This window comes from Dactylosporangium sp. NPDC000521 (assembly GCF_042898305.1).
Classification (GTDB): domain Bacteria; phylum Actinomycetota; class Actinomycetes; order Mycobacteriales; family Micromonosporaceae; genus Dactylosporangium.
Genome location: NZ_JBIAYW010000008.1, coordinates 475678 through 496271, shown reverse-complemented (window position 1 = coordinate 496271; position 20594 = coordinate 475678). Strand labels below are relative to the sequence as shown.

General features: G+C 70.9%; 19 protein-coding genes. 8 read left to right on the top strand and 11 right to left on the bottom strand.

Annotated elements, in window-relative coordinates; all coding sequences use genetic code 11:
- Positions 1-81 precede the first annotated feature (81 nt).
- Complete coding sequence (locus ACFY3L_RS27705) at positions 82-1512, top strand: gamma-aminobutyraldehyde dehydrogenase (protein ID WP_389329959.1); 1431 nt, start codon at positions 82-84, stop codon at positions 1510-1512.
- Positions 1512-2792, top strand: coding sequence for a 4-aminobutyrate--2-oxoglutarate transaminase (gene gabT / locus ACFY3L_RS27700; protein ID WP_389329956.1), 1281 nt, complete (start codon positions 1512-1514; stop codon positions 2790-2792). Before ACFY3L_RS27705 ends, gabT begins: the two co-directional genes overlap by 1 nt.
- 25 nt (positions 2793-2817) lie before the next feature.
- On the opposite strand, the gene ACFY3L_RS27695 is transcribed toward gabT, so the two are convergent.
- Genes ACFY3L_RS27695 through ACFY3L_RS27665 form a run of 7 tightly spaced genes read right to left on the bottom strand, consistent with a single transcriptional unit; the run spans position 2818 to position 9673 of the window.
- Complete coding sequence (locus ACFY3L_RS27695) at positions 2818-3372, bottom strand: Uma2 family endonuclease (RefSeq protein ID WP_389329953.1); 555 nt, start codon at positions 3370-3372, stop codon at positions 2818-2820.
- Positions 3373-3382: 10 nt separating this feature from the next.
- A complete protein-coding gene (speB, locus tag ACFY3L_RS27690; RefSeq protein ID WP_389329950.1) occupies positions 3383-4375 on the bottom strand; it encodes an agmatinase in 993 nt (330 codons plus the stop codon).
- Positions 4372-5568: a saccharopine dehydrogenase family protein gene (locus tag ACFY3L_RS27685; RefSeq protein ID WP_389329947.1), complete on the bottom strand. Its 1197-nt coding sequence runs from the start codon at positions 5566-5568 to the stop codon at positions 4372-4374. Before ACFY3L_RS27685 ends, speB begins: the two co-directional genes overlap by 4 nt.
- A gap of 3 nt (positions 5569-5571) precedes the next feature.
- Entirely contained in the window at positions 5572-6384 is an 813-nt protein-coding gene (locus tag ACFY3L_RS27680; protein WP_389329944.1) for an ABC transporter permease, read from the bottom strand.
- A complete protein-coding gene (locus ACFY3L_RS27675; protein ID WP_389329941.1) occupies positions 6384-7271 on the bottom strand; it encodes an ABC transporter permease in 888 nt (295 codons plus the stop codon). Before ACFY3L_RS27675 ends, ACFY3L_RS27680 begins: the two co-directional genes overlap by 1 nt.
- A 14-nt stretch (positions 7272-7285) precedes the next feature.
- Positions 7286-8434 carry an ABC transporter ATP-binding protein gene (locus ACFY3L_RS27670; protein WP_389329938.1) on the bottom strand — a complete coding sequence of 383 codons (1149 nt, stop codon included), beginning with the start codon at positions 8432-8434 and terminating at the stop codon, positions 7286-7288.
- Positions 8435-8437: 3 nt separating this feature from the next.
- Positions 8438-9673 carry an extracellular solute-binding protein gene (locus tag ACFY3L_RS27665; RefSeq protein WP_389329936.1) on the bottom strand — a complete coding sequence of 412 codons (1236 nt, stop codon included), beginning with the start codon at positions 9671-9673 and terminating at the stop codon, positions 8438-8440.
- A gap of 231 nt (positions 9674-9904) precedes the next feature.
- Between ACFY3L_RS27665 and ACFY3L_RS27660 the strand changes: the two genes are divergently transcribed.
- Genes ACFY3L_RS27660 through ACFY3L_RS27645 form a run of 4 tightly spaced genes read left to right on the top strand, consistent with a single transcriptional unit; the run spans position 9905 to position 13714 of the window.
- Entirely contained in the window at positions 9905-10405 is a 501-nt protein-coding gene (locus ACFY3L_RS27660; protein WP_389329933.1) for an Lrp/AsnC family transcriptional regulator, read from the top strand.
- Complete coding sequence (locus ACFY3L_RS27655) at positions 10402-11793, top strand: aspartate aminotransferase family protein (protein ID WP_389329930.1); 1392 nt, start codon at positions 10402-10404, stop codon at positions 11791-11793. Before ACFY3L_RS27660 ends, ACFY3L_RS27655 begins: the two co-directional genes overlap by 4 nt.
- Positions 11778-12371, top strand: a complete 594-nt coding sequence (locus tag ACFY3L_RS27650; protein ID WP_389329927.1) for a pyridoxamine 5'-phosphate oxidase family protein — start codon at positions 11778-11780, stop codon at positions 12369-12371. Before ACFY3L_RS27655 ends, ACFY3L_RS27650 begins: the two co-directional genes overlap by 16 nt.
- The gene (locus ACFY3L_RS27645; protein WP_389329924.1) at positions 12368-13714 is read left to right on the top strand and encodes an NAD(P)/FAD-dependent oxidoreductase; all 1347 of its coding nucleotides are present in this window, start codon (positions 12368-12370) and stop codon (positions 13712-13714) included. The genes ACFY3L_RS27650 and ACFY3L_RS27645 overlap by 4 nt, the downstream gene beginning before the upstream one ends.
- Positions 13715-13718: 4 nt before the next feature.
- Here ACFY3L_RS27645 and ACFY3L_RS27640 read toward each other — a convergent pair whose 3' ends face one another.
- Positions 13719-14168 (bottom strand): metallopeptidase family protein, encoded by a 450-nt coding sequence (locus ACFY3L_RS27640; protein WP_033364641.1) that lies wholly within the window; start codon positions 14166-14168, stop codon positions 13719-13721.
- Between the two features lie 173 nt (positions 14169-14341).
- On the opposite strand from ACFY3L_RS27640, the gene ACFY3L_RS27635 reads away from it, so the two are divergent.
- On the top strand, positions 14342-14698 hold the full coding sequence (locus tag ACFY3L_RS27635; protein WP_033364642.1) for a DUF3499 domain-containing protein: 357 nt from the start codon (positions 14342-14344) through the stop codon (positions 14696-14698).
- 46 nt (positions 14699-14744) lie between these two features.
- Here the strand turns inward: ACFY3L_RS27635 and ACFY3L_RS27630 are convergent, their stop codons facing one another.
- Positions 14745-15002 (bottom strand): WhiB family transcriptional regulator, encoded by a 258-nt coding sequence (locus tag ACFY3L_RS27630; protein WP_033364663.1) that lies wholly within the window; start codon positions 15000-15002, stop codon positions 14745-14747.
- A gap of 389 nt (positions 15003-15391) precedes the next feature.
- On the opposite strand from ACFY3L_RS27630, the gene ACFY3L_RS27625 reads away from it, so the two are divergent.
- On the top strand, positions 15392-15895 hold the full coding sequence (locus ACFY3L_RS27625; protein WP_389329921.1) for a signal peptidase I: 504 nt from the start codon (positions 15392-15394) through the stop codon (positions 15893-15895).
- Here the strand turns inward: ACFY3L_RS27625 and ACFY3L_RS27620 are convergent.
- Positions 15892-18372: a bifunctional FO biosynthesis protein CofGH gene (locus ACFY3L_RS27620; protein WP_389330117.1), complete on the bottom strand. Its 2481-nt coding sequence runs from the start codon at positions 18370-18372 to the stop codon at positions 15892-15894. The two genes, ACFY3L_RS27625 and ACFY3L_RS27620, sit on opposite strands and share 4 nt — an antisense overlap.
- Before the next feature lie 440 nt (positions 18373-18812).
- Positions 18813-20555, bottom strand: coding sequence for a hypothetical protein (locus ACFY3L_RS27615; RefSeq protein ID WP_389329918.1), 1743 nt, complete (start codon positions 20553-20555; stop codon positions 18813-18815).
- Between the last annotated feature and the right edge of the window lie 39 nt (positions 20556-20594).

The following is a 20594-nucleotide window of genomic DNA, read 5'->3' as shown; positions in this document are numbered from 1 at the left end:
AACATGGAAACAGTTGCTCAAGGGGTTGTGCACTGCGGAATCGGTGGAAGGATGTGGCTGCCGGCACTCAAAGGAGTGGACATGACCAAGCAACTGCAGAACTTCATCGACGGCGCCCACGTGCAGCCCGCCGACGGCCGTTATTCGGACCTGATCGACCCCTCGACCGGTGAGGTGTTCGCCTCCGCGCCGGTCTCGGGCGAGGCCGACGTCGACCGCGCGGTGAAGGCGGCCAGCAAGGCGTTCGAGACCTGGCGCGACGCCACGCCCGCGGAGCGGCAGCGGGCGCTGCTGAAGCTGGCCGACGCGATGGAGGACCGCGCGGCCGAGCTCATCGACGCCGAGTGCCAGAACACCGGCAAGCCGCGGGCCCTGACCACCAGCGACGAGCTGCCCCCGGCCGTGGACCAGGTCCGGTTCTTCGCCGGCGCCGCCCGCGTCCTGGAGGGCAAGTCCGCCGGGGAGTACATGAAGGGCCACACCAGCTACGTGCGCCGCGAGCCGATCGGCGTCTGCGCGCAGGTGACGCCGTGGAACTACCCGCTCATGATGGCGATCTGGAAGATCGCGCCGGCCCTCGCCGCGGGCAACACCGTCGTGCTCAAGCCGTCGGACACCACCCCCGTGTCGACGCTGCTGCTGGCCGAGCTGGCCGCGGAGTTCCTGCCGCCGGGCGTGCTCAACGTGGTCACCGGCGACCGGGACACCGGCCGGGCCCTGGTGTCGCACCCCGTGCCGCAGTTCGTGTCGATCACCGGCTCGGTCCGCGCGGGCCGCGAGGTGGCGGGCGCCGCCGCGCCCATGCTGAAGCGCACCCACCTGGAGCTCGGCGGCAAGGCGCCGGTCGTCGTGTTCGACGACGCGGACCTGGCGGCGGCGGCCGAGGCGATCGCGGTCGCCGGCTACTTCAACGCCGGCCAGGACTGCACCGCCGCGACCCGCGTGCTCGCCGGCCCCGGCATCTACGACGACTTCGTGGCCGCGATCGCCGAGCAGGCCGCCGCGACGAGGACCGGCGCGCCCGACGACGAGGACGTGCTCTACGGCCCGCTCAACAACGCCAACCAGCTGGCCCGGGTCGCCGGCTTCATCGACCGGCTGCCCGACCACGCGAAGCTCGACGCGGGCGGCGCCCGGGTCGGCGACCGGGGCTACTTCTACTCCCCCACCGTCGTCTCCGGCCTGCGCCAGGAGGACGAGATCATCCAGGACGAGGTCTTCGGCCCCGTCATCACCGTGCAGCGCTTCACCGACGAGGACGAGGCGGTCCGCTGGGCCAACGGCGTCGAGTACGGGCTGTCGTCGTCGGTCTGGACGAGGGACCACGGCCGGGCGATGCGGATGACCCGCCGGCTCGACTTCGGCTGCGTGTGGGTGAACGCCCACATCCCGATCGTCGCGGAGATGCCGCACGGCGGCTTCAAGTCCTCCGGCTACGGCAAGGATCTGTCCATGTACGGGCTGGAGGACTACACCCGGATCAAGCACGTCATGCACAACATCGAGCTGTGATGACGGCGTCCGAGGACCTCCACAGGCGCCGCAGTGCCGCGGTCGCGCGCGGTGTCAGCAGCATGATCTCGTCCTATGTGGACCACGCGTCGGGCGGCACGCTGTCCGACGTGGACGGTCGCGAGTGGATCGACATGGCCGCCGGCATCGCCGTCACCAACGTCGGCAACAGCTCGCCGAAGGTCGTCGAGGCGGTGCGGCGCCAGGTCGAGCGCTTCACCCACACCTGTTTCATGATCGCGCCGTACGAGGGTTACGTCGCGGTCTGCGAGCAGCTCAACGCGCTGACCCCGGGCGCGTTCGAGAAGCGCTCGGCGCTGTTCAACTCCGGCGCCGAGGCGGTGGAGAACGCGGTGAAGATCGCCCGGCACGCGACCGGGCGGCAGGCGGTCGTGGTGTTCGACCACGCGTACCACGGCCGCACCAACCTCACGATGGCCCTGACCGCCAAGGCGATGCCCTACAAGCACGGCTTCGGTCCGTTCGCCGGCGAGATCTACCGCGTGCCGATGTCCTACCCCTTCCGCGACGGCCTCTCCGGCCCCGACGCGGCCGCGCTCGCCGTCGGCATGATCGAGAAGCAGGTCGGCGCCGGCCAGGTCGCCGCCGTGCTCATCGAGCCGGTCCAGGGCGAGGGCGGCTTCATCGTGCCCGCGCCCGGCTTCCTGCCGGCGATCGCCGCGTGGGCCCGGTCCGCGGGGGCGCTCTTCGTCGCCGACGAGATCCAGACCGGCTTCTGCCGCACCGGCGAGTGGTTCGCCTCGACCCACGAGGGCCTGGAGCCCGACCTGATCACCACCGCGAAGGGCATCGCCGGCGGGCTGCCGCTCGCCGCGGTGACCGGCCGGGCCGAGGTGATGGACGCCGTGCACGCCGGCGGTCTCGGCGGCACGTACGGCGGCAACCCCGTCGCCTGCGCGGCCGCCCTGGCCTCGATCGAGACCATGGTGGAGCTGGACCTGGCCGCCGCGGCCCGGCGGATCGAGTCGGTCATGCGCCCGCGCCTGGAATCCCTCGCCGCCGCCCACCCGCACATCGGCGAGGTCCGCGGCCGGGGCGCCATGCTCGCCCTGGAGATCGTCGTGCCGGACTCCTCCGGCCCGGCGGGACCCACCCCGGACCCGGTGAGGACCGCGGCGATCCAGAAGGCGGCCCACGCGGCCGGCCTGCTCCTGCTCACCTGCGGCACCTACGGCAACGTGATCCGCTTCCTGCCACCCCTGGTCATGGACGACGCCACCCTCGGCCGAGCCCTGGACATCCTGGAGTCCGCGCTGTGACACCGTCCCCGGCCGGGCCCGACCGTCAGACCATGTCGTGCTCGGCCGGGGCGGTGTCGAGGAGCCAGGCCAGCGGCATGCTCGCCCGGGCCTCGTAGTGGTCGTCCTCGAGGCGGTGCATGGTGACGGTCCGCGCGCCGTCCCGGCCGACCACCCAGTACCGCGGGATACCGGCGGCCGCGTATTCGACGCGCTTGGTGACGGTGTCCAGGCCTTCGGTCCCGGCGGAGACGACCTCGGCGACGAGGAGGACGTCGGTGGCCGGCAGCCACTCGCCGCCGGTCTGCCGCTTGCTCCACACCATCAGGTCCGGGATGCGCCCCCCGCTGCAACCGTCCCGTCCGGGGACGCGGAGCCCGAGCGCGTGCGCGAAGCGGTCAACCGAGACCCCGGCAGTGCAGAGCCACATGATGAGCCGGCTGACGACGGTCGCGTGCGCGACGCACTCCGCCGGCAGGACCGACAGGACGCCCTCAGGACTGAGCTCGTAGCGATGGAACTCGTCCGTGGTCATCATCGCGGTGAGGTCGTCGAGCGTGGCCGCGAACGGCATGTGCCTGCCGACCACTTCTGCGCTCATGCCGACAAGTCTAGCGGCCGTCCAGGAGGGGCCGGCGCGGGTCCCAGGGGTCGCCGCGGCGGCGTCTGGCGATGGCGGACAGGGCTTCGAGGACGACGCGGTTGGCGAGGTACGCGGTGATCTCGGCGTGGTCGTACGGCGGGGAGACCTCGACGACGTCGATGCCGGCGATCGGCAGCTCGTAGCAGCAGCGGCGGACGGCGTCGAGGAGCTGGCGGGAGGTGAGGCCGCCGGGCTCGGGGGTGCCGGTGCCGGGGGCCATGCCGGGGTCGACCACGTCGACGTCGACGGAGAGGAAGACGCCGTCGCAGTCGTCGGTGGCGATCGTGAACGCCTCGGTGAGGCACTCGTCGAGGCCGCGGGCCACGATCTCGGTCATCTCGTAGGAGCGCATGCGCTGGGCCGCCATCCAGTCCAGCGTGGCCGGGCCCGGCCAGTACCCGCGCAGGCCCAGCTGCAGGAAGCGGTCGCCGCGGACCGCGCCGGACTCGATGAGGCGGCGCATCGGCTGGCCGTGGCCGACGAGGGAGCCGAACTCGGTGTCGCCGGTGTCGGCGTGCGCGTCGAAGTGGACCATGGAGACGCGGCCGTGGCCGACGTGCCGGGCCACGCCGGTGGCGTCCGGCCACGCGATCGTGTGGTCGCCGCCGAGGATCACGGGGATGGCGCCGGTGGCTGCGACCGTGTGCACCGCCTCCTCCAGGTGGCGCACCGAGCCCGCCGCGTCGCCGGAGAACATCTCGACGTCGCCGGCGTCGTACACGCGCAGGTCGCGCAGCGGGTCGACGCGCAGGGCGAGGGACGGGCGGGATCCGTCGTGGGCCAGGTAGCAGGCCTGCCGGATGGCGCCGGGCCCGAAGCGGGTCCCGGGCCGGTGCGAGGTGCCGCCGTCGAAGGGGGCGCCGATGATGACCGCGTCCGCGGCCGGGAGGTCCGCGAGATCGCAGGCCGGCACCCCGAGGAAGGTGACGTCAGGTCCGTACATAGGACCGTATCTGGTCATTTTTCCTGCATACCCCACGGCGAGCCGTATGCGGTGAGCAGCTCCAGGAACGGCTTCGGCGGCAGCGCCTCCGGGCCGAGGACGCCGCGGCCCGACCACTCGCCCGAGGCCAGGAGCTCCAGCGCCACCACCGGATTGATCGCCGTCTGCCACACGACGGCCTGCGAGCCGTACTCGGCCATCGACCACTCGTTGTCGACCACGTGGTACAGGTAGGTGCTGCGAGCGGCTCCCGCCTTGTCCAGGCCGGTGACGAGCGTGCCGGCGCAGGTCTTGCCGCGCATGCGGTCGCCCAGGCCGGCCGGGTCGGGCAGGCAGGCGGCGACCACGTCCCGCGGCGCCACCTCGACGCCGCCGACCCGGACCTTGCGGGTCGAGTCGAGGCCGAGCTTGTGCAGGGTCTTGAGCACGTCGATGAACTCGTCGCCGAGGCCGTACTTGAACGTGACCCGGCGGCAGTCGACCCAGCGCGGGATGAGCAGGACCTCTTCGTGCTCGACGTTGACGCACTCGACCGGGCCGATGCCCTCCGGGAAGTCGAAGACCTCAGGCTCGGAGAAGGGCGCCGTAGTGTACCAGCCGCGGTCGCGTTCCCAGACGACCGGCGGGTTCAGGCACTCCTCGATCGTGGTCCAGATGGAGAAGCTCGGCGCGAAGTCGTAGCCGTCCACCACGAGGTTGGCGCCGTCGCGGACGCCGACCTCGTGGATCTCGGAGAAGAGCTCGTCGGCGGCGTACCGGGCGAAGACGTCGGACAGCCCGGGCTCGACGCCGATGCCGACGAGCGCGAGCCGGTCGGCGGCCTCCCACGTCGCGGCGGCGGCGAACTGCTCGTCGCCGAGCTTCACCCCGGTCTCCGCGTACGGGGCGGTGGGGTGCGGTGAGGACAGCGACATGGCCATGTCGAGGTAGTGCGCGCCGGCGGCGAAGGCGCCCTCGAAGATCGGCATGACGAACCGGGGATCCACGGCGTTGAGCACGTGCGTGATCGCAAACGAGCGGCAGAGCTCCGCCACGGCGTCCGCGGACGAGGCGTCGATCTGAGCCGCGACGAACCGGGCGTCCATGACGGCCGCCCGCGCGCGGTCCAGCGAATAGTCGGCGACGACACAAGCGGAGAAGAACGACCGGCGGGCGAGGATGCGCGCGGCGGCGGAGCCGACGCCACCGGCGCCGACGATGAGCAGGCGCATCGGTCAGCCCTTCTGACGGGAGCGGCGCATGGCGGGGACCTGGCCGATGAGCACGACCAGGAAGGAGATGACGAACATGGCGGTGCCGATCACGTTGATCTGCGGCGGGATGCCCCGCTGCGAGGCGCCCCAGACGAACATCGGGAACGTGACGGTGCTGCCGGAGTTGAAGTTGGTGACGATGAAGTCGTCGAAGGACAGCGAGAAGGACAGCAGTGCCGCCGCGACGATGCCGGGCATGACCAGCGGCAGCGTGACCCGCAGGAAGGTAGAAGCCTCGTTGGCGTAGAGGTCCATAGCGGCCTCCTGCAGCCGCGGGTCGAGGCCGGCGAGGCGCGCCTTGACGGTGACGACCACGAACGACAGGCAGAACATGATGTGGGCGATGACGATCGTCCAGAAGCCGAGCTGCACGCCGGAGGCGACGAACAGCGCCAGCAGCGACGAGCCCATGACGATCTCGGGCGTCGCCATCGGCAGGAAGATCAGGGTGTTGGTGGCGGCGCGGCCGCGGAACGTGTGGCGGGCCAGGGCGAAGGACATCAGCGTGCCGAGGATGACCGCGCCGAGCGTGGCGATCGCCGCGATGGCGATGCTGAGCAGGAAGGCGTCGCCGATGCCGGCGGTGCCGAAGGGGTCCGCCCAGTGCGCCCAGGTGAACTTGTAGTTCTCCAGCGAGTAGGGCGCGTTGCGGCCGGCGTCGCGGAACGACATCGCGGCGACGACCCCGATCGGGACGAACAGGTACAGCAGGACGAGCAGGCCGATCGCCATGACCCAGTGGTCGGCGACGGAGCGGCGTAGGCGATGCAGCATCAGAGCACCTCATCCGTCCCGGCGCGCCGGACGTAGACGAAGACCAGGACCAGGATCGCCGCCATCAGCGTGAAGGACAGCGCGGCGGCGCCCGGGTAGTCACCGACCTTCAGGAACTTCGACTGGATGACGTTGCCGATCATGTACTGCCGGTTGGTGCCCAGCAGCTGCGCGTTGATGTAGTCGCCGGCGGCGGGGATGAACGTGAGCAGCGTGCCGGCGACGACGCCCGGCATCGACAGCGGCAGGGCGACCCTGGTGAAGCGGGCGACGGGCCGGGCGTAGAGGTCGCCGGCGGCCTCGAGCAGCCGCGGGTCGAGCTTCTCCAGGCTGGCGTACAGCGGCAGCACCATGAACGGCAGGAAGTTGTAGACGAGCCCGGCGATGACGGCGGGGGTGGTGGCGAGGAGCCGGCCGTCGGGCAGCGGCACGTGCAGCGTGTTGAGGGTCGTCACCAGCCAGCCGTTGTCCGACAGGATGACCTTCCACGCGAGCGTGCGGATGAGGAAGCTGGTGAAGAACGGCGCGATCACGCAGATCAGCAGCAGGTTCTTCCACCGGCCGCCCTTGAGCGCGATCGCGTACGCGAGGGGGTAGCCGAGCAGCAGGCAGATGACGGTGGTCAGCGCCGCGTAGCCGAGCGAGCGCATGAAATGCGGGAGGTATTCGCTCGCGGCGTCGACGTAGTTGCTGAACTGCCACGTCATCGCGTAGCCCTCTTCGAGGGATCCGCTCGGGTCGTAGAGGCTGGTCGCGAAGAGCTGGATCGCGGGCACGGCGAAGAACAGGACCAGCCACAGGCCGCCGGGGAGCAGCAGCAGATACGGCAGCCACCGCTTCTTCGGCTTTTCGAGTTTCGCCGGTGTACCGGTGGTCGCTGCTCCCACGTGCCCCAGCGCACTCATGCCAGGGCCTCGGCGTCCACGACCGGTGCGACCGTCTGTCCTGCGGGACGGGAGAGCAGGAACGCGTGCTCGGGCCGCCAGTGCACGGTGACCTCGGAGGCGACCGCGAGCGGCGCGGCGACACCGGAGTTGGGCACGAACACGGTGAGCTCGTCGCCCCAGGGGGCGCGCACCAGGTACTGCGTGCTGACGCCGACGTAGGACGAGTCGGTGATGATGCCGGTGACGGACTGGTGGCCGGCCGGCACCTTGTCCAGACCGGCCGCCAGGTGCAGCTTCTCGGGCCGCACGCCGAGCCACACGGACCCTTCGCCGGCCCGGGCGCGGGCCGCCGGCAAGGAGTAGCGGGCGCCGTGCGCCTCGACGAGGAGGTCGTCGCCGGAGCGGCCGGTGACGGTGCCGGCGAAGAGGTTCGACTGGCCGAGGAAGTTGGCGACGAAGGCGGTGCCGGGGAAGTCGTACATCTCCACGGGGCTGCCGAGCTGCTCGATCTTGCCGGCGTTCATGACCGCGACGGTGTCGGCCATGGTCATGGCCTCCTCCTGGTCGTGGGTCACGTGCACGAAGGTGATGCCGACCTCGGTCTGGATCCGCTTGAGCTCGACCTGCATCTGCCGGCGCAGCTTGAGGTCCAGGGCGCCGAGCGGCTCGTCGAGCAGCAGCACCCGCGGGTGGTTGATCAGGGCCCGGGCGAGGGCGACGCGCTGCTGCTGGCCGCCGGAGAGCTGCGCGGGCTTGCGCTTGCCGAAGCCTTGCAGGTCGACCAGGTGGAGCATCCGCTCCACCTGGTCGGCGATGCCCTTGACGCCGCGGCGGCGCAGGCCGAACGCGACGTTGTCGGCGATGTTGAGGTGCGGGAAGAGCGCGTAGCTCTGGAAGACCGTGTTGACGGGACGCTTGTAGGGCCGCAGCCGGGTCACGTCCTGGTCGCCGAGCAGGATACGGCCGGCCGTCGGCTCCTCGAGCCCGGCGATCATCCGCAGGGTCGTGGTCTTGCCGCAGCCGGAGGCGCCGAGCAGGGCGAAGAACGATCCCTGGGGCACCGTCAGGCTGAGGTCGTCGACGGCCGTGAAGGCGCCGAACGACTTCGTCACGCCGACCAGGCTGAGGTCGGCACCGCTGTCACCGTGTCGCTGCCCGGTCATGTATCAGGCCCCCGAGATCGCTTCGAACTTCGCCGAGTACTTCTTGTCCTCGTCCTCGGTGAGGGCCCTGAAGCCCTTGGTCTTGGCGAGGGTGGCGGCGTCCGGGAAGATCAGCGGGTTGCTGGCCAGGTCCGGGTCGATCTGCTGCATCGCGTCCTGCGCGCCCTGGACGGGGCAGATGTAGTTGACGTACGCCGCCAGCTCCGCCGCGACCTTCGGGTCGTAGTAGTAGTCGATGAGCTGCTCGACGTTGCCCTTGTGGGTCGCCGTCGACGGGATGAGGATGTTGTCCGACCACAGCATCAGGCCCGACTCGGGCGCGACGAACTTGACGTCCGGGTTCTCGGCGCTGAGCTGGATCACGTCGCCGGACCAGGCGAAGCACGCGGCGAGGTCGCCCTTGTTCAGGTCCTCCTTGTAGTCGTTGCCGGTGAACTTGCGGATCTGCCCGGAGTCGACGGCCTTCTTCAGCTTCTCCAGCGCGGCGTCGTACTCGGCGTCGGTGACGGTGCCGGGGTCCTTGCCCTGCGACATGAGGATCAGGCCGACGGTGTCGCGCATCTCCGACAGCACGGCGATCTTGCCCTTGAGGTCGGCGCGGGTGAGCAGCTCGTCGACGGTGCGGACCTCCTTGGTCGCCTTGGCGTTGTAGGCGATGCCGGTGAGCCCGGACTGCCACGGCGCGGCGAACTTCATGTCCTTGTCCCACGCCCGGTTCTTCAGGGTGGCGAGGACGTTCTTGGTGAAGTTCGGCGTCTTGGCGTTGTCGAACGCCTGCACCCAGCCGAGGCCGACGACGCGGGAGGCCATCCAGTCGGTGAGGACCATGACGTCGCGGTCGATCGACTGGCACGCCTGCAGCTGGTTGCGGACCTTGCCGAAGAACTCGTTGTTGTCGTTGACGTCTTCGTTGTACGTGACGGCGATGCCGGTCTTCGCGGCGAACGCGTCGAGGGTGGGCCGCTTCTTCTCGTCTTTGTCGTCGACGTCGACATACAGGGGCCAGTTGGAGAAGGTGAGCTTCTTCTCGGTCGCGGAGACGTCGGTGGCGACGCACGCCGCCTTCTCCGCCTCGGTCTTCTTCGCGGGCTTCGTGCCGCACGCGGCGAGGGCGCCGCCCGTCGCGATGAACGCTCCACCGGCGAACAGGCCTCGCATCAGGGTCCGGCGCGACAGGCCGGTGGCATTGAGGACGGCGGCCGCTTCGGGCGAGAGCGGCGGGCGAGAGGGATTTCGCACGAGGGCTCCTACGGATCTCGGGCCGGAACCTCGGGGGGGTGGTATCCGACGACCGATCCTGACACGAGGTGCCATCACTGACAAGGGATTCCGTCGTCACGATCGAGCCGCACAACGAAAAGCGCCACTTAGTCAGATCGGGGTTACGTTCGTGACCGATTGGAAACACAGCCCCGGACAGCGATCGGTTCGAGGGCGATCACGAATCCGCAGATCCCTCGTTACGCAGCCATGGAATTAGTTGCCAACAGCCGGGTATTGGGCAAGAATCCACACGTGACTGAGCCCGTCCTTGACGACGTCAACAAGCGGATCATCGAGCAGCTGCAGCGCGATGGCCGCATGTCCTACGCCGCCCTCGCCAAGGTCGTCGGCCTGTCGGAGGCGGCGGTCCGCCAGCGCGTGCAACGCCTGCTGGACACCGGCGTCATGCAGATCGTGGCGGTGACCGATCCCCTGACCCTCGGCTTCGCCCGCCAGGTGATGATCGGCCTCAAGGTCGAAGGCGACCTGCGGCCGGTGGCCAAGGCCCTCGCCGCGGTCCCGGAGATCGACTACGTGGTGATCTGCGCCGGCGGCTACGACCTGCTCGTCGAGCTCGTCTGCACCGATGACGAGCACCTGCTGAACCTTCTCAACGACACGATCCGGAGCATCCCTGGCGTCACCGCCACGGAGACCTTCGTCTACCTCAAGCTCGCCAAGCAGACCTATGCGTGGGGGACCCGATGACCGACCAGCAGCCCGACCCGCAGCCTGACGCAGGGCGACTCGACCAGGCCGCCCGTGACCACCTCTGGATGCACTTCACCCGCCTGTCGGCGTACGCCGACGCCCCGGTCCCGGTGATCGTCCGTGGCGACGGCCCCTACATCTACGACAGCAACGGCAAGCGCTACCTCGACGGCCTCGCCGGCCTGTTCGTGGTGCAGACCGGCCACGGCCGGCACGAGCTCGCCGACGCCGCCGCCAAGCAGGCCTCCGAGCTGGCGTACTTCCCGCTGTGGTCCTACGGGCACCCGAAGGCGATCGAGCTCGCCGACCGGCTCGCGGACCTCACCCCCGGCGACCTGAACCGGGTCTTCTTCACCACCGGCGGCTCCGAGGCCGTCGAGAGCGCGTGGAAGCTGGCCCGCTCGTACTTCAAGCGCACCGGCAAGCCGATGAAGACGAAGGTGCTGTCCCGCTCGATCGCCTACCACGGCACGTCGATGGGCGCCCTGTCGATCACCGGCATCCCCGTGCTCAAGCAGGAGTTCGAGCCGCTCGTGCCGGGCGCGTTCCGGGTGCCGAACACCAACTTCTACCGCCGGCCCGACCAGTCGATGACCGAGGAGCAGTTCGGCGTCTGGGCCGCGGACCGCATCGCCGAGGCGATCGAGTTCGAGGGCCCGGAGACCGTCGCGGCCGTCTACCTGGAGCCGGTGCAGAACGCGGGCGGCTGCTTCCCGCCCCCGGCCGGCTACTTCCAGCGGGTCCGCGAGATCTGCGACCGGTACGACGTGCTGCTCGTCTCCGACGAGGTCATCTGCGCGTTCGGGCGGCTCGGCGAGTACTTCGGCGCCAAGCGCTTCGGCTACCAGCCCGACATCATCACCGTCGCGAAGGGCCTCACCTCCGGCTACGTGCCGCTCGGCGCGATGCTCGCCTCCGAGCGGCTCGCGGAGCCGTTCCTCGACGGGGCCAACTGGTTCGCCCACGGCATCACGTACGGCGGCCACCCCGTCGGCTCCGCGGTCGCCCTGGCGAACCTCGACATCTTCGAGCGCGAGGACCTCAACGGGCACGTCCGGGCCAACTCGCCGCTCTTCCGGTCCTATCTGGAGCGCCTGTACGACCTGCCGATCGTCGGCGACGTCCGCGGCGACGGCTACTTCTTCGGCATCGAGCTGGTGAAGGACAAGGCGACGAAGGAGACCTTCAACGACGAGGAGTCCGAGGCGCTGCTGCGCGGCTTCCTGTCCAAGGCCCTCTTCGACGCCGGCCTGTACTGCCGCGCCGACGACCGTGGTGACCCAGTGATCCAGCTGGCGCCGCCGCTGATCTGCGACGAGAGCCACTTCATCGAGATCGAGCAGATCCTGCGTTCGGTGCTGACCGAGGCATGGGCGCGCCTCTGAGCCGGACGCGGGTCCGTCGGCTTCCTGAGCTCCAGGTCGACGACCCCGCCGTGCTGCACGGCATTCTCGACGCGGGGACGGTCGGCCACCTCTCGATCGTCCATGATGGACAGCCGTACGCGATCCCCGTCGCGTACGGCCGGTCCGGCTCCTCGGTGCTCTTCCACGGCTCCACCGGCAGCCGCCTGTTCCGCGTCCTGGCGGAGGGCGCGCCGTGCTGCTTCACGGTGACCCTGCTCGACGGCCTGGTCCTGGCCCGCAGCGCCTTCGAGACCTCGATGCACTACCGGTCCGTGATGGTCCTGGGCCGCTGCACGGTCGTCGAGGACAAGCTGCCGGCCCTGGCGACCATCAGCGAACACGTCACGCCCGGGCGATGGGCGGTCGTCCGCCCGCCCTCACGCAAGGAACTGGCCGCCACCCTGGTCCTCGCCCTGCCCCTGGACGAAGTGTCGGTCAAGGTGAGCGACGGGCCGCCGAGCACTTCCCCCGAGGACGCGGGGTACGACGTTTGGACGGGGGTAGTGCCGTTCCGCGTCGAACGCGGCGAACCGATCGAGTGCGAGGAGGAGTCATGAGCTTCTGGATGTCCGTGCTCCCACCGGTTCCGCCGCGTTCGGCGCTGCCCGGCGACACGGACGCGGACGTGGCGATCGTCGGCGCCGGGTACACGGGACTGTGGACCGCGTACTACCTCGCCAAGGCGGACCCGGCGCTGCGGGTCGTGGTGCTGGAGGCCGAGACCGCGGGGTTCGGGGCCAGCGGCCGCAACGGCGGCTGGTGCTCGGCGCTGTTCCCCAAGTCGGTGCCGGCCCTCGCCCGCGCCCACGGGCTGCCGGCGGCGCTCGCGCTCAACGCCGCGATGGAGTCGACTGTGGACGAGGTCGGGCGGGTCACGGCGCTCGAAGGCATCGACTGCGACTACGCCAAGGGCGGGACCGTCGTCCTGGCGCGTTCGGCGGTACAGCTGGAGCGGGCGCGGCACGAGGTCGCCGAGGCGCAGAAGCTCGGCATCGACCTGCGGCTGCTGTCCTCCGAGGAGGCGTTCGAGCGGGTCGGCGCGACGAATGTGCTCGGCGGCACGTACACGCCCCACTGCGCGGCGATCCAGCCGGCGAGGCTCGTGCGTGGGCTGGCGTCCACGGTGGAGCGGCTCGGGGTGCGGCTGTTCGAGCAGACCCCGGTCACGGCCATCACCGCGGGCCGGGCCGAAACTCCACACGGGACGGTGCGGGCGCCGATCGTGGTGCGGGCCACCGAGGGCTTCACACCCCGGCTGCCGGGGCTGCGCCGGGCGATCGCGCCGGTCTACTCGCTGATGATCGCGACCGAGCCGCTGCCCGCGTCGTTCTGGGCGTCCGCCGGCCTGGCGCGGCGGGAGACGTTCTCCGATCACCGGCACCTCATCATCTACGGGCAGCGCACCGCCGACGACCGGCTCGCCTTCGGGGGGCGGGGCGCGCCGTACCACTTCGGCTCGGCGGTCGCGCCGGCGTTCGACGCGTCGCCGCGGGTGTTCGCGGAGCTGCGCCGGGTCCTGGTCGACCTCTTCCCGGCGCTCGAGGACGCCGCCGTCGCCCACTCGTGGGGCGGGCCGCTCGGGATCGCGCGGGACTGGATGGCGTCGGTCGGGCTCGACCCGGCCACCGGGCTGGCCTGGGCGGGTGGCTACGTGGGTGACGGGGTCGGCACGTCGAACCTCGCCGGCCGTACCCTCGCGGACCTCATCCGCAAGCAGGACTCACCGCTGGTCGGACTGCCCTGGGTGGGGCACCGCTCGCCGCGCTGGGAGCCGGAGCCGCTGCGGTGGCTCGGGGTGAACACCAGCCTGCGGGTGATGACCGGCGCCGACGCGTCGGAGTCGCGGACGGGCCGGCCGTCGCGCCGGGCCGCACTGATGGCACGGGTGCTCGGTGGCTGAGGTGTTACGGCTCGAGATCCTCGGGCGCGACGCCCAGCAGGTTGGCGACCTGCTCCAGGATCACGTCGTGGACCAGATCGGCGAGGTCGTCGTGGTCCGCGGCCCGGAACTCCAGGGGGCGGCGATACAGCACGATCCGCGGCGGGACGCCGTGGCGGCCCGGGCGGCCCGGCAGCAGCCGCGCGAGGGGCACCTCGCCGTCCTCGAGCACGTCGGAGTCGTAGACGTTGAGATCCGGCGGGACGTCCTCGACGGCGAACTCGACGCCGGCCAGCTCGTTGGCGAAGCGCTGCTCCAGCTGCTCGACGGAGTCCAGCACCAGGTCGTCGAACATCTCCGCGCGGGTGCGGGACATCGGCAGGGAGGCGGGCACCAACCGGCCGCGCAGCCCCCGGCCGTGCCGGTCGCGGCCACGCCGTCCCGGTCCGCTGCGTCGTCGATCGGGGCTCGCCACGCTGCCAGCGTAGCGCCACCACCGCCGTGGCAGTGGCACGGCGCCACGTCGACATCGTCCATGCCACTTCGACGGGCGGCCAGTCAACCGGACGGGCGTGTCGGCGTGGTCACCACGGCGTGTCGTGAGGCTTCGGGGTTGGGCTCGGGCCCACGGAGCGATACGGTTCGGCCGTGAGGACCCCACGTCGATGCTCGCGCAACGGATGCCCCCGACAGCCCGTTGCGACGTTGACGTACATTTATGCCGAATCGACCGCAGTCGTCGGCCCGCTCGCGGCGTTCGCCGAGCCGCACTCCTATGACCTGTGCGAATCGCACGCCCGCGGGCTGACCGCGCCCCGGGGCTGGGACCTGGTCCGGCACGAGGGTGAGTACGGTCCGCCGCCGCCGTCCAACGACGACCTGGTCGCCCTCGCCGAGGCGGTCCGCGAGGCGGCGCGCCCCGCGCCGCACAAGGAGGACCCCGGCAACCATCCGCACCAGCAGGGCCGCCGCGGTCACCTGCGGGTCATCCCGCCAGACGCATGAGGGGTCCCGGCCTCCCGGCCGGGACCCCCACAAAACCTGCGACCTGCTAGGCAGCGCGTCGTTTGAGCTTGCGACGCTCCCGTTCCGAGAGCCCACCCCAAATCCCGAAGCGCTCGTCGTGCCCCAGCGCGTATTCAAGACAGTCCGCCCGCACCTCGCAGCGCGAGCAGATGCGCTTGGCCTCGCGGGTGGACCCACCCTTCTCCGGAAAGAATGCCTCCGGGTCGGTCTGCGAGCACAAAGCGCGTTCTTGCCACTCCGGAGCGTTACCCAGCAGGTCGGCCACGACTGGTCGGCCGTCCATCAGCGTGCCTCCTTCTTGCGCGCCGGCGGCGATGCCGGCGCAACCCCCCACGCGGAAGGCGCATGTCCTACAAGGTTGCTGTTCCTCGGCGCGGTGTTCTTAATGTCCGAAAGATGACCAACTTTCGGTCATCCCCCTGAACATCCCCCGTGAAATTACACGCGTGTAATGCGTGCGTCGTCAAGCCGAACCTGATAAATAGGCCCGCTCGGGCGATCGCTTGCACCCATGCCGTACCCATACCGATGCAGCCCTACTCGAGGTAACGCGCGACACGCCGGACGCGCCGGAACTCTCTCGGCGAGTTTGCTCAACCCCCCGGATCCACGGCCGAAATGCGCCGATGTGCGGGGAAACCATGAGTGCTGCGCGTGTCCTGGGATACCGTCGTGATCAGGCGGCTGCTGCTCGGCGCCGCGGTGACCACAGTGCTCTTCACGGTCGGGATCATCGGCCTGGGCTGGAAGCCTTACGTGGTCACGTCCGAGTCGATGGCGCCGGCCATGCACGCCGGTGACGTCATTCTCGTCGATCCTCAGGCGACGTCCCTCGCCGTCTACGAGATCGTCACCTACAACGACCCGCGTGGGCTGGTCACGCACCGGGTCGTGGCACAGGCGGAGGACGGCACGTTCACGGTGAAGGGCGACGCGAACCAGCGACCGGACACCCGTCCCGTCGAGCGAAGACAGGTGATCGGGCCGGTCCGCCTGATCCTCCCCAGCGTGGGCTGGCCCGTCGTCCAGGTCCGCACGCACCCGTTCAAGGTCGCCGGTGTGGCGCTGATCCTGGCGGTCGTCTGGCCACGCCGGCGGCTGCTCAGGGTCGCGCTGCTCGGCGGCCTTGTCGCCGTCCTGGCCATGGTGCCCACCACCGGAGCGCTGCCGCTTTAGCTCCTTGCCTCCACGCGGCCGTAGGTGGTGGTCCGCTGCCGCACCGGGCGGCCGGCGGCCTTGCCGATCGCCTCCAGCTCCTCCCGGGTGCGGGCGGAGCCGTGCTCGGAGCCGGCCATCCTGGAGATGGTCTCCTCCATCAGCGTGCCGCCGATGTCGTTGGCGCCGCCGTTGAGCATCGCCACCGTGCCCTCGTCGCCGAGCTTCACCCATGAGCACTGGATGTTGTCGATCCTGCCGTGCAGCAGGATCCTGGCCATCGCGTGCACGGCCCGGTTGTCGCGCCACGTCGGGCCCGGCCGCGCGATGCCGGCGAGGTAGATCGGCGCGCTGTGGTGCACGAACGGCAGCGCCACGAACTCGGTGAACCCGCCCGTGCGGTCCTGGATGCCGGCGAGCACCCGGAAGTGGCCGAGCCAGTGACCCGGGTGGTCGACGTGGCCGTACATCATCGTCGAACTCGACCGGATGCCGAGCTCGTGCGCCGTGGTCACCACCTCCACCCACGCTGACGTCGGCAGCTTGCCCTTCGTGAGCACCCACCGGACCTCGTCGTCGAGGATCTCCGCGGCGGTGCCGGGGATCGTGTCGAGGCCCGCCTCCTTCAGCTGGGTCAGCCAGTCGCGGATCGACACGCCGGCCTTCGAGGCGGCGGTCACGACCTCCATCGGGCTGAACGCGTGGACGTGCATGCCCGGGACGCGGGTCTTGATCGCGCGGACGAGCTCGGCGTACGCGCCGATCGGGAGCTTCGGGTCGATGCCGCCCTGCATGCAGATCTCGCCGGCGCCGGCCAGCCAGGCCTCCTCGGCGCGGTCGGCGACCTCCTCGTAGGAGAGGCGGTAGGCGTCGGCGTCGCGCTCGCGCTGGGCGAACGCGCAGAACCGGCAGCCGACGTAGCAGACGTTGGAGAAGTTGATGTTCCGGTTGACCACGTAGGTGATGTCGTCACCGACGGCCGCCTTCCGGAGGTCGTCGGCGATCCGCGTGAGCACCTCCAGGCCGTCGCCGTCCACATTGAACAGTGCGAGGGCTTCCCGCTCGTACTGTGGCAGCAGCAGGCTCCCGGGGTCCTTCTCGGCCCTCTTGAGTCCACTGTGGACGTCACTGTCCATCGTGGCCTGCGTCTTCGTGCTGACGCGCGCGGCGACCTCCTGCCAGTCGCCGTAGACCGAGTCGAAGTCGCCGCGGCGGTCCTCGGTGCGGCCCGCGGTGTCGATGGCCGCGTGCAGGTCGGTGCGGCCGGTGCTCTGGATGCCGCCGTCGGGCTCCTGCCAGGGCTTTCCGACCGGCTTCGTGTCCTCCTTCGCCAGGCCCGTCTCCGGATCCATGAGGGCGTCCACGTGCGCGGCGAGCCTGGGGTCGAGCCAGGGGTTCTGCTTCTTCGCGTACTCGGGGTAGATGGTGAGGCGTTCCTTGAGCTGGAAGCCGTGCTGCGCGGACTTCTCGGACAGATCCTGGATCGCCGGCCACGGGCGCTCGGGGTTGACGTGGTCCGGGGTGACCGGGGAGACGCCGCCCCAGTCGTCGATGCCGGCCCTGAGCATCAGCCCGTGCTCGTCGTCGATGAGGTTCGGCGGGGCCTGGATCCTGGCCTTAGGGCCGAGGACGAGCCGCGCGACCGCGACCGTGGCCGCCAGCTCGTGCAGCTCCGCGTCGGGCATGCCGCGCATCGCCGTGTCGGGCTTCGCGCGGAAGTTCTGGACGATGACCTCCTGGATGTGGCCGAACTCGCGCATCGTCCTGCGGATCGCGAACAGCGCCTCGGCGCGCTCCTCGATCGTCTCGCCGATGCCGATGAGGATGCCGGTCGTGAACGGCACCCCGACCCGGCCCGCGTCGTCCAGGACCCGCAGCCGCACCGCGGGCTCCTTGTCCGGTGAGCCGTAGTGCGCGCCGCCCGGCTCCGACCACAGCCTGGTCGCCGTCGTCTCGAGCATCATGCCCATGCTGGGGGCGACCGGCTTGAGCCGCTGCAGCTCCGCCCACGACAGCACGCCGGGGTTCAGGTGCGGCAGCAGGCCCGTCTCCTCCAGCACGGCGATCGCGCAGGCGCGCAGGTAGTCCAGCGTGGAGTCGTAGCCGCGCTCGTCGAGCCAGCGCTTCGCCTGGTCCCAGCGCTCCTCGGGGCGGTCGCCGAGCGTGAACAGGGCCTCCTTGCAGCCCTGCCGCGCGCCTTCCCTGGCGATCGCGAGGACCTCTTCGATCTCCAGGTATTCGCTGGGCAGCCGGTGCGGCACCGTCGCGAACGTGCAGTAGTGGCACCGATCCCGGCACAGCCTGGTCAGCGGGATGAAGACCTTGCGTGAGTACGTGACGACGCCGGGCCTGCCGGCGTCGGCGAGCCCCGCGTCGCGCACCGCGCCGGCGACCGCGAGCAGGTCGTCGAGGGCCTGGTCGCGGGCGGCGAGCAGGACGGCGGCCTCGGTCACGTCAAGGGCACGGCCGTCGGCCGCACGGCGCAGCGCCCGGCGCATGGCGTTGCCTTCGGTTCCTCTGACTACAGACGTCACAGCTTGCAGCCTAGGCCGCCGCCGGGCGGATCGGCCCGCACATCCGATGTGACTGTTCTCCTTGCGCGGTCCCCGCTTCCCACGGCGTCCGCGCATCCCACGCCGTCTGTGCTTCCCACGCCGTCTGCGCTGCTTGCGGCGCCTCGCTGTCCACGGTGTCTGCGCTACTGACGGTCATTGCTTTCCACGGTGTCTGCGCTGCTGGCGGTGTTGTTGCTTTCCACGGTGTCCGCGCTGCTGACGGTGTCGTTGCTTTCATGCCGTCTTCGCTGCTTACGGCGGCGGGCGCCCGTCGTGTGACGGGCGCCCGCGTCGTGCGTGTTCCAGTGTTCAGTACTTCGCGTTCAGTGCTTCGGCGTTCAGGGCCTCGGCGTTCAGGGCCTCGGCGTTCAGTGCCTCGGCGTTCAGTGCTTGGGTGGGATCGCCTGGGTGCGCTGGGTCTCGTCGTCGTCGCCGTGGTCGGTCGACGGCCGCGGGTCTTCCTGGCCGGCGGGCCGGAACACCTCGGTGGCGTCCGGGTCGTGCGCGGGGCTGTGCGCCTGGGTCACGTCCTCGGCACCCGGGTGCGCCGGGGCGTGTGCCCCGGTGACGTCGCCGGTGGTCTCGGCCGCGGCGGCGCTGACCGGCGAGGACGCGGCGGTGGCGTCCGGGTCGGCGTCAGCCTTGGCGATGCTGACCGGGGCGGCCTGGGTCTCCGGCTCGCCGCCGATCCCGTGGGCTGCCGTGGTCTCCCCCGCGGCCCAGATCTGGGCGGTGGGCTCCTGTCCGGCCGGGGCCGCCGTGGGCTCGCCCGCCGGACCCGCCGCGGTGCCGGCCTCCGGGAACGCACCCGTCTTGCCGAACGGTGAGGCCGCGCCGGCGCCGGTGTCCTCCGCCGGCTGCTGCGCCGCGGGTGCACCGGTGGCCGCGCCCGAGGTCGGGTGGGTCGAGGACCCGCCGGGCCAGCCGGCCGCCGCGAACCCGCCCGAAGGCGTCGCGCCGCCGTCGGCGGGCGGCGAGGAGACCGGCGGGGTGACCGGTGGCGCCGAGACCGGCTGGGTGGAGGGCGCCGTGTACGTCGCGAACGGCGAGCTCAGCGGCGGCGTCGAAGCGGGCGCCGCGGACACCGGCTCGGCCGCCGCGGGCTGCGGGGCGAACGCCGGTGCGGTGAACGCCGGGGCGCCCGTCGACTGCGGGCTCTGCGCGGGGGCGGCCTGGGCGTTGAAGGCGGGCGCGCCCGTCGACTGCGGGTTGTACCCCGGGGCCGCCTGCTGGTTGTACGCCGGGGCACCCGACGCGGGGCCCACGGCCGGAGCGCCCGAGGCCTGCGCGGCCGGGTGGGCGAGGGGCTGCGCCGCGTACTGCTGCGCACCGGGGACGACCTGACCCGTGCCCGTCGTCGCGGGGTTGCTCCAGCCACCGGTCGGCTGCTGGTGCTGGGCGGGCTGCTGCTGGTACGGCTGCTGCGGGACCGAGCCGGTCTGCTGCTGGTACCCGTACTGCTGCTGCGGGTGCTGGTAGCCCGGCTGCTGCCCGTAGGGGTACGCGGGCTGGCCGTACACGCCGGGGGCCGGCTTCGGGGGTGCGTAGGCTCCGAGGTACACCCTGATCACCAGGAAGAAGACGAGCCCCAGCAGCGCGAGGTCGGCGAGGCGGGTCAGGAAGATCGTGAGCGCCGAGGTCGCCCGCAGGCCCGACTCGGTGTCCAGGTCGCCGATGAGGCTGGCGAGCAGCAGGATCAGGCCGAAGAGCGCCGCGACGCCGTATTCGACGAGCCCGACGAGGACGATGACCTTCGCCTTCGGCACCACGGGGTCGATGTGGGTCGCGACCAGCACCGCCAGGACCGGCAGCAGGATCGTCTGCAGGTTGACGAACCTGCCGAACGTGCCGCCCGCGTTCAGCAGGACGTTGTTGTCCAGCGAGGTCAGCAGCGAGATGAACCCGGCGAGCAGGTACGCCGCGGTCGCGCCGAGCAGCACGAACGCCGCCAGCTCGCGATACGGCAGCGTGAGCGAGCGGGCCTTCTTGGCGTCGACCGTCACCGGGGCGCTCTGGCCGGGCTGCCGCGCCGGCACCTGGGGCGCGAAGGACGAGGTGGCCGGTCCGGCGGCGTAAGCCGGGTGCGGCGCCGCCGACGAGGTCGGATCGGGTGGCTGGGTGCTCACTGGCTCTCCCCAAGATCTAGCGGACACGCGACAGGTCGC

Excerpts from the sequence above, each read along its gene's own strand:
- speB (WP_389329950.1), bottom strand. The coding sequence starts at position 4,375 with ATGACCAGATACGGTCCTATGTACGGACCTGACGTCACCTTCCTCGGG.
- gabT (WP_389329956.1), top strand. The coding sequence starts at position 1,512 with ATGACGGCGTCCGAGGACCTCCACAGGCGCCGCAGTGCCGCGGTCGCG.
- ACFY3L_RS27620 (WP_389330117.1), bottom strand. The coding sequence starts at position 18,372 with ATGCGCCGGGCGCTGCGCCGTGCGGCCGACGGCCGTGCCCTTGACGTG.
- ACFY3L_RS27650 (WP_389329927.1), top strand. The coding sequence starts at position 11,778 with ATGGGCGCGCCTCTGAGCCGGACGCGGGTCCGTCGGCTTCCTGAGCTC.
- ACFY3L_RS27705 (WP_389329959.1), top strand. The coding sequence starts at position 82 with ATGACCAAGCAACTGCAGAACTTCATCGACGGCGCCCACGTGCAGCCC.
- ACFY3L_RS27680 (WP_389329944.1), bottom strand. The coding sequence starts at position 6,384 with ATGCTGCATCGCCTACGCCGCTCCGTCGCCGACCACTGGGTCATGGCG.
- ACFY3L_RS27695 (WP_389329953.1), bottom strand. The coding sequence starts at position 3,372 with ATGAGCGCAGAAGTGGTCGGCAGGCACATGCCGTTCGCGGCCACGCTC.
- ACFY3L_RS27685 (WP_389329947.1), bottom strand. The coding sequence starts at position 5,568 with ATGCGCCTGCTCATCGTCGGCGCCGGTGGCGTCGGCTCCGCCGCCGCG.
- ACFY3L_RS27660 (WP_389329933.1), top strand. The coding sequence starts at position 9,905 with ATGGAATTAGTTGCCAACAGCCGGGTATTGGGCAAGAATCCACACGTG.
- ACFY3L_RS27655 (WP_389329930.1), top strand. The coding sequence starts at position 10,402 with ATGACCGACCAGCAGCCCGACCCGCAGCCTGACGCAGGGCGACTCGAC.
- ACFY3L_RS27630 (WP_033364663.1), bottom strand. The coding sequence starts at position 15,002 with ATGGACGGCCGACCAGTCGTGGCCGACCTGCTGGGTAACGCTCCGGAG.
- ACFY3L_RS27645 (WP_389329924.1), top strand. The coding sequence starts at position 12,368 with ATGAGCTTCTGGATGTCCGTGCTCCCACCGGTTCCGCCGCGTTCGGCG.
- ACFY3L_RS27670 (WP_389329938.1), bottom strand. The coding sequence starts at position 8,434 with ATGACCGGGCAGCGACACGGTGACAGCGGTGCCGACCTCAGCCTGGTC.